8 protein-coding genes and 2 pseudogenes are annotated in these 12008 nt (G+C 42.9%); 3 read left to right on the top strand and 7 right to left on the bottom strand.

Annotated elements, in window-relative coordinates:
• Window positions 1-95 precede the first annotated feature (95 nt).
• The 6 genes and pseudogenes from M2448_RS17495 to M2448_RS17470 all read right to left on the bottom strand — a co-directional run.
• Window positions 96-2012: pseudogene (locus tag M2448_RS17495) on the bottom strand (TraG family conjugative transposon ATPase); the annotation flags it as partial.
• Window positions 2005-2340, bottom strand: coding sequence for a DUF4133 domain-containing protein (locus M2448_RS17490; RefSeq protein ID WP_163307938.1), 336 nt, complete (start codon window positions 2338-2340; stop codon window positions 2005-2007). The gene M2448_RS17490 and the pseudogene M2448_RS17495, both read right to left, overlap by 8 nt.
• Before the next feature lie 25 nt (window positions 2341-2365).
• On the bottom strand, window positions 2366-2668 hold the full coding sequence (locus M2448_RS17485) for a DUF4134 domain-containing protein (RefSeq protein ID WP_032853573.1): 303 nt from the start codon (window positions 2666-2668) through the stop codon (window positions 2366-2368).
• A gap of 151 nt (window positions 2669-2819) precedes the next feature.
• Entirely contained in the window at window positions 2820-3560 is a 741-nt protein-coding gene (locus M2448_RS17480) for a hypothetical protein (protein WP_280647427.1), read from the bottom strand.
• An 11-nt stretch (window positions 3561-3571) separates the two neighbouring features.
• A complete protein-coding gene (locus M2448_RS17475; protein WP_163318301.1) occupies window positions 3572-3994 on the bottom strand; it encodes a DUF3408 domain-containing protein in 423 nt (140 codons plus the stop codon).
• A gap of 3 nt (window positions 3995-3997) precedes the next feature.
• Window positions 3998-4771, bottom strand: a complete 774-nt coding sequence (locus M2448_RS17470) for an AAA family ATPase (RefSeq protein ID WP_280647426.1) — start codon at window positions 4769-4771, stop codon at window positions 3998-4000.
• 732 nt (window positions 4772-5503) lie between these two features.
• On the opposite strand from M2448_RS17470, the gene mobA reads away from it, so the two are divergent.
• From mobA to mobC, 3 genes and pseudogenes are all read left to right on the top strand, one after another.
• Window positions 5504-5935: a conjugal transfer protein MobA gene (gene mobA, locus M2448_RS17465; RefSeq protein WP_259020183.1), complete on the top strand. Its 432-nt coding sequence runs from the start codon at window positions 5504-5506 to the stop codon at window positions 5933-5935.
• A gap of 3 nt (window positions 5936-5938) precedes the next feature.
• Window positions 5939-7206: pseudogene (mobB, locus tag M2448_RS17460) on the top strand (conjugal transfer protein MobB).
• A gap of 34 nt (window positions 7207-7240) precedes the next feature.
• Window positions 7241-9250 carry a conjugal transfer protein MobC gene (gene mobC, locus M2448_RS17455; protein ID WP_280647425.1) on the top strand — a complete coding sequence of 670 codons (2010 nt, stop codon included), beginning with the start codon at window positions 7241-7243 and terminating at the stop codon, window positions 9248-9250.
• A gap of 43 nt (window positions 9251-9293) precedes the next feature.
• On the opposite strand, the gene M2448_RS17450 is transcribed toward mobC, so the two are convergent.
• Complete coding sequence (locus tag M2448_RS17450; protein ID WP_280647424.1) at window positions 9294-11873, bottom strand: TrlF family AAA-like ATPase; 2580 nt, start codon at window positions 11871-11873, stop codon at window positions 9294-9296.
• Window positions 11874-12008 lie beyond the last annotated feature (135 nt).

Raw genomic sequence — 12008 nt, 5'->3', positions numbered from 1 at the left:
CCTTTCAGATAAGCCGGGTGATGATAGGTTTTTCAAAGAACACTTACCTAATCCTTGCCAAAGGATATTTCTTATGCTGCCTTGACGGGCGCACCCTTAATCGAATCAATTTCAAAGACAATGAAACTCTTATTCAACAGGTCGATGTTCTGTTCGGAGTTCAAGAGAAAGTCGAAACGTCCGCCCCGGTAATACTGGCGCAGGGTGGTAAGCATATTGTCGAGGTTAAAATCCTCTTTGCTTACCTTGATTTCCCTTTCTTCCAGTTCCCGGCGGTAGTCGCCCAGCATATATTCGTAGAAAGTATTAAAGGACGGTACGATACTGCGGTCAGCCCTGATGCGCTCGATATATGCCGATACTGCGCTACCGAGTTCCCCGCTTTCGGTCTTGCTTACCTTATCATCTTCGGATTTCCACAGCGTCAAAAGCAGCGTTTTGATACTGTCCTTCTTTTCCACATCGAACTTGTAATCGTTCGTATAGAAAGGATTAAAGCTGATCGGATTTTCCTCTGTGTATGTGAAATAAATCCCGTCCTCACCTTTGGTTTTCCGGCGTACCATTTCACACAATCCCTGATACGAGTTTCCTGTATCGACCAAGACAACGTGCGTTCCCTGTTCCCAATACTGGCGGACGAGGTGATTCATGAAAAAGGATTTACCGCTACCGGATGGCCCCAACACGAATTTATTTCGGTTGGTGGTTATTCCTTGCTTCATTGGTAAATCCGATATATCTACATGGAGGGGCTTACCGCTCACACGGTCGCACATCTTAATGCCGAAAGGCGAAAGTGAACTTTTGTAGTTGGTTTCTTCGGTAAAGAAACACAAGGCAGGTTCAATGAACGTATAGAAACTTTCCTCCGAAGGAAAATCCCCCGCATTGCCCGGCATAGCCGCCCAATAGAGTGTAGCCGCATCCGTTGTATTATGACGTGGTTTACATTCCATAAGGGCAAGCTGCGAACCGACATCATTACGGATATGTTTCAGTTCCTCCGCATCTTCCGACCAAGCCATGACATTAAAGTGCGCCCGGACAGAGGTAAGCCCGAAACTGTGCGCTTCGTTCAGGTATTTATCGACCCACTCTTTGTTGATTTGGTTTCCGCGACTATACCTTGAAAGCGATTGCATATTGCGGGCAGACTTTTCAAACTTCCGCAGGTTTTCTGCCGAATCGTCCAAGAATATGTATTGGTTATACACATGGTCGCATGAGAGCAGCAACCCTACGGGTGCTGCAAACGACAATCGGCAGTCGCTCCGGTCGGTGGATAGCTTTTCATAGCGCATATCCGTTCCGACCGTTCCGGGCAAGTCCTCCACATCGGAAATCGTATGCAGGCATACTTTCTTTGCTCCGATGCGAAGCCCGTCTGCTCCGAGTTCCATATCTTCCAAACAGGTAGTATCGTCCAGCGAAAGGGCAAAGTATTTCTCTACCAGTCCGGGTTCGCTTGCCGTTCCTGTGATCTCGTCCGAGGTCAGGCGGGTAGGGCTCACAAATCCCGAATCGTTCACGATGCGCTCGAACTGTCCGACCGCTTCTAAAAACCGGGTAGCTGTGTCCTTGTTTACCTCTTTGGGTATGATATTTCCACGACAAAGCGATGAGAAATTGCTCTGCATTCTCATTCGCTCTTTAGTCGTTTTTGTCAGGAACAGGAAACAGCTATGGTTCAGGTAGGGACGTTCGTTAAAGTGGCGTTCAAACGAGCGAGACAAAAAGCTCATATCTTCCTTGTCCGTTTCGGGTTTGTAGGTTTCCTTTACGAACCAGTCCTGCTTATGGATAACCGAGTAATCGGGCAAAACCTTGATGGCTTTCGCCCAAGCCGAGTGTATGGCTTCATATTCGACTGCGGTAACGGTGAACAGTTCCGGCAGATCGACACGGAAGGCTACCGTTATATCCGCGTCTTTACTGATGATGCAACCGTGTTCCACTGCCAATAGCGGGAACTTGCTTTCGATGGTAGCCGCTTTCATTACATTACGCATCGCGCACCTCCTTCTTTTTTGGTCGGCTGAACAAGCGGCGGGAATTTTTGCGGTTTATCAGGTAGCGCGGGTGCTGGCGTTTTGCCAGCACTTTCATCAATCCATACTCCCCGTATTTCGCATTCAGGTTGAAAGTCAGCCATACCAGAGCGGAGGCGGCGATAACGCCGAAACCGATGCAAACCCATTGGTCTACACCTGCCATATACATAATCACAAAGACCACGAATACAGCCAACAGACCGCCTGCAAAGATGAAGAGATACTGACTTTTCAAGCCCTTAAATTCCACGCTCTTGCCTATGCCTTTATTAATATTATGCTCCATTTCGTTTTATCGTTTTTGAAATGGATTACAGGAAGAAGGAACGTAGGATGGTGGCGGCGACAATCAGGAAGATACACGCGCCGAACCAAGAGGCGGCGGTTTTCGATGTATCGGGGTCGCCCGAAGAGAACTTGTTATATACTTTGATTCCGCCGATAAGCCCTACGACCGCACCGATGGCGTAAATCAATTTTGTGCCGGGATCGAAATACGATGTTACCATATTGGTAGCTTCGGTAATGCCCCCGATACCGTTGCCCTGTGCAAAGGCGGATGATACGGCAGCGAAAATAAAGGCTGCCGACATAAGAATTTTCTTCTTTGTCATACGATTTTTTGATTAATGGTACAGGGGGTGGAATAGTCCCCTGTACCGGAAATGAATAATTGTTGTTTAACTCGATCTTTTAGTGGTGGTCAGGCGTAGCTAACCGTAATCCCTTTCTTTCATTTTACTTTGTTTTTACTTGTTATACATCCTACGCAAAGCTGCGTAAATCAAAATCTTTCGGTGCTTTCATCACAGGCTCGTCCGTTTCTCCCGCCTCCCGTTTCTTGCGGTGGAAAGCTGCGAAGTAATCGTCCATAAGTGCGGACACCACTTTCTTTTTCGGTTCATCGCCTGCGACCTGATCGAACATTTCGGTCTTTCGTATTTCTACCAGTACCCGCCCGGCTTCTTCTTTTTCTTCGGTTGTTGCGACATCGGTAGTTTCTACCGTTCGCACCATTCCCGCCAGATCGTCAAAGCCAAGTCCGAGTGCCATCGAAACCCCGGCAACCCCTTCGGTATCTTCATCCTCTGTTTCTTCTTCGTCTATATCTTCTGTGTTATATTCCGGCTCAAATTCGGGGGGTGTGTTCTCAATTACTAAATTGATTTCGTTTGAATTTTCGTCCGTCATATTTTCATCGGATAAGACTGTTTCCGATTCAACCAAAGGGGGTGTTACCGGAGCATCTTTTTTGTTTTCATCAGCAAATATAGGCGCATTTTCAATCCGTTTTTCATTATGAATCAGCGTGGTAGCTTCTGTCCGGGATTGTCTAAGGTCAAATTTACTTTTGCCGATTATATCCTCTTTCGGGGTGGAACGAAACGGATTGAAACCGGGATTTTTCGCTGCGTTCTTTTTCCGTTTATGCATCCGTTCCCGAAGCAGGTACAGGACAACAACTAATGCGTACAGCATAATGGCTGAGATGATATATCTTTCCATAGCTTATTCATTTACAGTAAATCGTCCGGGCGTTGCCGATATACCTCGTTTATTTCTTCCTTATGGAGTTGCAGGTGTTCATTAAGCACCGTATCTATATACCCGCCTACGGAAATATCATTTCCAGCATCGACCAAAGCCCTGACAAGTTTTGTGATAACCGCATGAACATCGTAGCTGATATAGACACATTGCCGTGTCTTGATTTCGTTACGCTTCAAAAAGGTTTCTTTATATCCTGCCTGCCCGCCGCGCTTGCGCTTCGGCGTTTCTTTTTCTTTCGGCTGTTCCGGTAAATTCTCCTGTTCTGGCGGGCTATCTTCCAACGCAGGTTCAGCGGGTTGGATAACCTGCGAATTTGCCCTGTTGTCGGGTTTGGTCTGACCTATGATAAAGTCGGGGTCAAACCCTGATGTATCCACTTTCTTTGCCATAGCTTACCCATTTATCAATTCCAAAAGCTCATCGGTAAGGGCATCTATATTACTGCCTTTTACAAGGGATTTATCCGCAGGGAATAATGTTGAACGGAACAGGGCTTTGTGATTGACCGACTGCTCTCTGCGAAAACGTTTGCTGTCGGGAATGAAGGTGTTAAGGGCTATAAACCCCAACTCTTTGATAACCCCTTCGTACACCTCATATAATTCGGATTTTTCCCTGCCATCAACCAGATTCCATAATAGCCGCATCGCTTTGATATTGGATTTACCCGTGTTCACGATATTGTCCCTTACAACAATCATGTAGTTGAGGGTGCTTTCCATTACTACACGGTCAGCAGCAATCGGAGCGATGATATAGTCCATACTGGCGAGGGCGAGAACTAAATCACGATTGTTCATTGTTCCGGGCAGATCGAAGAACACAAAGTCATACTCACCCTGTTCACAAAGCGCATCGGCATCGCTCAACGCTTTTTCCGTACTACTCTCAATCACAGGATAGGCTCGCTTTCCTTCCAAACGGGTAAACTGTTCGTAAGCCATTCCCTTGTAATACTCGTCTTGTTCCACCATTTTGAAATCGCGTTCCCGCATTTCAGCAATGGAGTGCTGCGGGTAGTCGCAATCCACGATTGCCACATTGTAACCTTTGACATAATGCAGATAACTTGCGATCAAAACCGTAAGAGTCGTTTTTCCTGCTCCGCCTTTTTGAGTGCTGAACGCTACATACTTCGGCTCTTTTTTACTTACTTCCTTTTTCATTGTTCTGAATGTTTTAATTGTTATTTATTGAATTATTTGTACCTCTAATCCGGTACTGCTTTTATTCAGTTAATATTTGATTGTTTGCCTATTGATTGCCGCATTTCCACATTGACAGAATGAAATGCTTTGATAGTTTTCTGCCTGTTCATTTACTTACAGCAATACATAGCTGAAAGAGTAAAAATGCAAAGTGATATTCCGATAAAACAGCACTTATTTACAACAGTACGACAGCACGACAATACAAATTCAAATAGTTGGTTTTTCACCTCGGTAAATTCATAAATCAGCGAGGCTTCAAATCCATTTTCGGGAGCAAATAAACGCCTTCTTTTTCATACTTGCACCATATTTTCGAGGGGTGGTAGCTTCTGTCCGGGATTGTCTATACTTATTGATATACAGCGTGTTATTTATTCACTATAACTTTGCAGCGTGAAACGTTGCGGGGTATTCATGCCGATTTTTAAGATAGTTCCGGCACTCAAAAATAGCCCGGCGAAGGGCAGTCTTATATCCCGAAAAGTTCGGGACGAAAAGATGCCCCTTGCGGGCAAAACGTATTTGCATTTTGGCAAATAGCAAGATGTGTTGATTGCAGCAAACTTCGTTTTTTGCAGCATCAACCTCTTGCTCTTCCAGAGGGGATTTTCCTCTCCGAAGTCGGGAAAAATTAAGCCGGCATGAGCCGACCGCAAACGTTCATATAACCACTAAAAGATTAATGTTATGAACGAAGAAAAAAGAGAACCCCGCAAACGGGGAAAGGGGGGCAGACCCCCGAAGAACGACCCGGCGAAACATCGGCTGACGGTGAACCTGACGGACACCCAGCACGCCGGATTTCTTGCCATGTTCGAGCAATCAGGCGTAAGTTCGCTGTCTGCTTTTATCTCAGCCCGCATCTTTGGCGATGAGTTCCGGGTAGTAAAAACGGACGCATCGGCTGTCGAATTTACCGCAAAGCTGACCGCGTTACACAGCCAGTTTCGGAGCGTGGGCGTTAATTACAACCAGATTGTAAAGGAACTGCACAGCAATTTCGGGGAGAAAAAAGCCCTCGCATTGCTCTATAAATTAGAAAAAGCGACCGTAGAACTGGCGGGAATCGGGCGCGAAGTGATGCAGCTATGCGAGCAGTTTAAGGCGAAATACCTGTAAAAAATGGTGGCGAAAATCTCTCACGGAAGCAATCTGTACGGCGCACTTTCCTACAATCAGGAGAAAGTGGACGAGGGTTTGGGTAAGATTCTGGCGACTAATTTAGTGATTGAACCTACCGATGGAGCATTCAATGCCTCTACCTGTATGCAGGATTTTGAGCGGTTTATGCCCTCGCATATCACCACTAAAAAGCCAGTTATTCATGCTTCACTGAATCCGCACCCGGACGATAAACTGACCGATGAGCAGCTTACCGAGATCGGGCAAAAGTATATGGAGCGGTTGGGATATGGTTCGCAGCCTTACATGATTTTCAAACATGAGGATATAGACCGCCAGCACATCCACATCGTTTGACCCGTGTCCGTCCCGATGGCTCGCTTGTTCCCGACAGCTTCGAGAAAGACCGCAGCAACAAAATCCGGCGGGAGTTGGAAAAGGAATATAACCTGATTCCCGCCAACGGTCAGAAGCAGGGCGAGGCGTGGCAGCTTGCTCCGGTAAACGTTAGCCAGGGGAACTTAAAAAAACAGGTGGCCAACGTTATCAAGCCGCTTTCCGAAATGTACCGTTTCCAAACACTCGGCGAATACCGCGCTCTGCTATCCTTATATAATGTAGGCGTGGAGGAAATCAAAGGGGAGAATAAGGGCAAGCCTTACCGGGGATTGGTTTACTCTGCATTGGACGATGAGGGCAACCGTATCGGCAAGCCCTTAAAATCCTCCCTGTTCGGTAAAGCTCTCGGTATCGAGGCGTTGGAAAAGCAGTTTGGCGTATCGAAAGAAAGAATCAAAACGGACGGTGTTACAGCCCGTACCCGTACAATGGTTTCCGAAGCCTTGAATAGTACCCGCACCGAAAGCGAGTTCCGGACGGCATTACAGAAGAAAGGTATTGACTTGGTGCTTCGCCGCAACGATGAAGGGCGCATATTCGGGGCTACGTTTATCGACCACAACGAACGGGCGGTACTAAACGGTTCGCGTCTGGGTAAGGAGTTTTCAGCGAATGTTCTTAATGAACGGTTCGCAGATGATTCGCACCGCGAGGATCTGCAAACACAGCAAGTAAAATCGACTGATGATTTACGCCAGACTGATAAATCCACTACCGACAAGCAACCGCAAGCCGGGCATTCTACGGTCGATGATGCGGCGAGTAGCCTGTTATCTGTCCTAACCCCCGAAACACAGGGGCAGGACAACAATCAGCCGAGCCTAAGGCGCAAGAAAAAGAAGAAGCGCAGGTACGGCAGGCAGCTATAAAATTTGAAGTAAGAACAATTTAATTTTTACGATTATGCAAAATGAAGATGACTTGAGGGGCTTGGCTAAGGTGATGGACTTTATGCGTGCGCTCTCTATACTATTTGTAGTGATAAATGTGTATTGGTTCTGTTACGAGGCAATGCACGAGTGGGGAATCAATATCGGCGTGGTCGATAAAATCCTGATGAATTTTAACCGTACCGCCGGATTATTTACCTCTATCCTGTGGACGAAAATCTTTGCTATTGTTTTTCTCGCTTTGTCCTGTCTGGGAACAAAGGGCGTGAAAGAGGAAAAGATTACATGGACAAAAATCTATGTATGCCTCGGTATCGGTTTCGTCCTGTTCTTTTTGAACTGGTGGCTATTGGCATTACCGTTACCCAAAGTAGCCAATGCCGGATTATATATTTTCACCATTTCGGCAGGCTACATATTATTATTGATGGCGGGTACATGGATAAGCCGCTTACTCAAAAACAATATGTTTGACGATGTTTTCAATACGGAAAACGAATCGTTTATGCAGGAAACTAAGCTGATGGTAAACGATTATTCGGTAAATCTGCCTACGAAATTCTGGTATAAAAAGAAGCAGTGGAAAGGGTGGATAAATGTTGTAAATCCGTTCCGGGCAGCTATCGTTTTGGGTACGCCGGGTTCGGGTAAGTCTTATGCCGTTGTAAACCAATTTATCAAACAGCAGATTGAGAAAGGCTATACAGGCTATATTTACGACTTCAAGTTTCCAGACCTCTCGACTATTGCTTATAACCACCTGTTAAACAACCGGGAAGGTTACGAGAAAGTACCGACATTCTATGTAATTAATTTCGATGATCCGAGCCGTTCGCACCGTTGCAATCCGATTAATCCTTCGTTTATGGATGATATTTCGGATGCCTACGAATCGGCATATACGATAATGCTGAATTTGAACCGGACGTGGGTACAGAAGCAGGGTGACTTCTTCGTCGAATCCCCGATTATTCTTTTCGCCGCTATTATCTGGTATTTGCGGATTTATGAGGATGGGAAGTATTGTACTTTTCCCCATGCTATCGAGTTTTTGAACAAAAGTTATGAAGATATTTTTCCGATTCTAACCTCTTATCCCGACCTCGAAAACTACCTTTCTCCCTTTATGGATGCGTGGAAATCTGGGGCTGCCGACCAGCTTCAAGGACAGATTGCGAGTGCGAAAATACCGCTCTCCCGCATGATTAGTCCACAATTATATTGGGTAATGTCGGGCGATGAATTTACGCTGGATATTAATAATCCGGACGACCCTAAAATGTTGGTCGTGGGGAACAATCCCGACCGCCAGAATATATACGGTGCGGCTCTCGGATTGTATAATTCCCGTATTGTGAAGTTGATTAATAAAAAGGGGCAACTCAAATCTTCGGTTATCATTGATGAGTTGCCGACTATTTATTTCAAAGGGTTGGATAACCTGATAGCCACTGCGCGAAGCAACAAGGTTGCTGTATTGTTGGGCTTTCAGGATTTTTCGCAGCTAAAGCGCGACTATGGGGATAAGGAGGCGGCTGTGGTGATGAACACCGTAGGCAATATCTTTTCCGGGCAAGTGGTCGGCGATACAGCGAAAACGTTGTCCGACCGTTTCGGGAAAGTGTTACAGAAACGCCAGTCCATGACGATAAACCGGAACGATAAATCGACTTCCATTTCTACCCAAATGGATAGCCTGATACCACCCAGCAAGATTAGTAACTTAACACAGGGAATGTTTGTTGGAGCGGTGGCAGACAATTTCGATGAACGTATTGAGCAGAAGATTTTCCACTGTGAAATCGTTGTCGATAACGAACGTGTTTCCGCAGAAACGAAAGTGTACAAGAAAATACCAGTTATCACCAACTTTGTAGATGAAAACGGCGTGGATCGCATGAAAGAAATGATTAAGGAGAATTACGACCGTATCAAAGCGGAAGCCAAACAGATTGTGGCGGATGAGTTGGAGCGGATTCGGAATGATGAGAATTTAAGGCATTTGTTGCCGAAGGAGGAGTAGAATAAAAAGAGTAAGAGCCGTATTTTGCGGCTCTTATTATGACTTATAAAACGACTGGAACATTTAAGTGATATTTTTGCTCACGGCTTAAAAACGCATTTTTGCCACCTTCCAAAATTGCACAAATCCGTTCATTAATAATAGGATTTTCAAGTGAGCCTGATGTATATTTCAAGACTCCATCAATATTTTCGGCGATTATAATTTGTTCAGAATCAGCATTTACAACTAAGTTAGCGTTATGTGATACTATTACGACTTGTCTATATCGTTTTATTTTTCTAAATATATCAACCAAATCTCTCATAATAAAATCATTATCAAGATCATCTTCGGGTTGGTCGTAAATTATAGTTTCACTAAAAGCACGGGAAGCTAACTGTAATCTCAAAAAGATAGTTCCTTGTTGCCCATGTGATAATTTAGTGATAGGTTTTCCTTTTGATGTAACAACTATCTCATGCGATATAAAAGAGTTATATTTTTTAAACAATAAATCAGGCAAATAGCCTCGGACTAAATTTGTAATAGAATCACTAAATAGATTGGTGCTTGCTGGTGCTTGCTGGATAAAATTAAAATAATCTTCTATTGTTTCTATTTTGAGGCTATCTTTTAACCTATCTATGTTATAGCTTCTTTTATCAAGTCTATCTAAAAGATGATTGTATATAACATCCTTGTCAAATCGTATGTTTACGACAACATCCAACTCATCTTTGTTTAGAATGGTTGCCAATAGGTCCTTCATGTCAGGTCGCATACCCTCATACCCTTCTTTGAATTTTTGCCATTTATTTGAAATCAGAGTTGTATAGTCGTCAATAGATTTCTTGATAGCCTCCCCTAAGTCTTTGAACCATGAAGTCTTAATATCTTGGAATTTCCTTTCTTCTTCCTCAATAATAGCTAAATCCCGTTCCAGCGCAGAAACCTTATTTTGAAATTCTCCTATATTATTGAGCAATGTGCTTAAATCTCCTTGAAAGTCTTTAAAAGCAGCCTTTGTTATGTCTATTTCTTTCTGTACTTCCTCTTGAGTAGCTATGATTTTAGGCAATAGTTCCGTATCTATGTAACGGATTGTATCGTCTGTATTTAACAATGGAATATTCCAGCCCGAATTTGCTCCTAAATCTTGATTTATATTTGTAATTTCCTGATTAATATTTTCTTTGTTGGATAATATCGTTTGTTTCAATTTGTTGATGCGACTTAACCAAAGATTTATTTTTTCCAATTTGGTTAGAACTTTCTGATAATTTTCCAGCTTTGGTTTATTTTCTTCAGATGTTACATTAGCTATAAGTTCTTTATTTTTCTTTATGTCTGCACGGATTTTTTCTTTTTTAGCGGTACTGGTAGTTTCGTTGGCATCCAAAATTTTCACAACCCTAAAATACTCATTCGTAACATCTTCTGCTTTTTCTCTATATTCAGGATTTGGAGCGTATTCATCAGTTACACCAATAGTTTCCCTGATATTTTGGGTAAATCTCACTTTGTCGGAAACCAGTTCCTTTATTTGGCTTTGAGATATATACAAGAAAGGAATATTGGGACTATCTCCTAAATTAAATTCTTGTGTATTTTCTCGTAATGATGTTTGCCTATAAACAGAAACATCCTGCGAGACAGAATATGCTTTCGTGTTTTCTTTACCTAATCCCCTTGCTATATAATCGACCAAAATGCTTTTCCCTGTACCTCTGCCGCCAATAATAGATATTAGGTTGCTGTTTAATGATATTTCACACAAGTCAAAGTGTATATCATCCACAGGGTCATTAAAAATGGTGGTTTTTGCTTTGACTTTTATATCCGTAAAGGGCGATTTTTCAAAATCAAACTTAGGATTATTTTCTTGAATCCTTACCCGTTCTATTGGTTCATATATAATTTGTAACAACCCATTAAAAGTAGGGTCGGCTTTTATCCAGCAATTTTGTTTCTGTACATAAGCTTTTACATTATGATTGTCGGAACAGATAACCATAGGCAATACCTTATCTATTGCAGGAAAAACAACTCTATTATATCCTTCTTGGTCAGATTCTTTGCCTAATTCATATATATCAACTAAATGAGCGATGTCCTTTTTCTGTGCTTGTGTATGTGGTAATGAATTAGTTATACACTCAACGCTACCATGCTTTTGTCCTGCATGTACAGACACAATGCCTCCTAATTCATGAATCAGTTTAATTGTATCTGCAAAATCGCAATAAACTTCATTAGGTTGTTTCCCATCCCTTTTAATTTCACATAAAGAAGTTTTATTTTCTATTTGTCCCCATATATATTCAATATCAGCATCTTCATGGAAAATTCCTATAAAATGTATAGGTTCTGAACCTCTCGCATCAGATAAAAATTCAATACCAGGCAATATGGTTATTTCTCCCAATAAACTTTCAGCCGCTAATTTCTTAAGGTCTTTAATTCGGGAAATATCTATAACATGATGGTCTGTTATAGCAACAACAGCTATATCCTTCATGATAAGTGAGTCAATAATGTCTTGATTAGTTACACTATTGTCTTTATAATCATAGGAAGACGGCGTATGAAAATGCAAATCCCATTTTCTCCACTCTGAACCTTTAGGGTATATTTTAGCCATAATAAAAAATTTCTTAATCGCACAAAAATACTAAATATTTGAGACACAGGGGTGCGATTTGGCTGAAACCTTTGAGCTTGATTGTATTGAAGATGTTTTTAGCCAAACAGAACTTATCTGTATAATCATATCTAA

The organism is Dysgonomonas sp. PF1-14 (assembly GCF_029892965.1).
Lineage (GTDB): Bacteria > Bacteroidota > Bacteroidia > Bacteroidales > Dysgonomonadaceae > Dysgonomonas.
The sequence above is the reverse complement of the archived record's forward strand: the minus strand, read 5'-3'. Positions and strand labels throughout refer to the sequence as shown.

Bases quoted from the DNA above. Each gene is read 5' to 3' on its own strand.
- M2448_RS17490 (WP_163307938.1), bottom strand. From the start codon at position 2,340: ATGGAGCATAATATTAATAAAGGCATAGGCAAGAGCGTGGAATTTAAG.
- M2448_RS17485 (WP_032853573.1), bottom strand. From the start codon at position 2,668: ATGACAAAGAAGAAAATTCTTATGTCGGCAGCCTTTATTTTCGCTGCC.
- M2448_RS17480 (WP_280647427.1), bottom strand. From the start codon at position 3,560: ATGGAAAGATATATCATCTCAGCCATTATGCTGTACGCATTAGTTGTT.
- M2448_RS17475 (WP_163318301.1), bottom strand. From the start codon at position 3,994: ATGGCAAAGAAAGTGGATACATCAGGGTTTGACCCCGACTTTATCATA.
- M2448_RS17470 (WP_280647426.1), bottom strand. From the start codon at position 4,771: ATGAAAAAGGAAGTAAGTAAAAAAGAGCCGAAGTATGTAGCGTTCAGC.
- mobA (WP_259020183.1), top strand. From the start codon at position 5,504: ATGAACGAAGAAAAAAGAGAACCCCGCAAACGGGGAAAGGGGGGCAGA.
- mobC (WP_280647425.1), top strand. From the start codon at position 7,241: ATGCAAAATGAAGATGACTTGAGGGGCTTGGCTAAGGTGATGGACTTT.
- M2448_RS17450 (WP_280647424.1), bottom strand. From the start codon at position 11,873: ATGGCTAAAATATACCCTAAAGGTTCAGAGTGGAGAAAATGGGATTTG.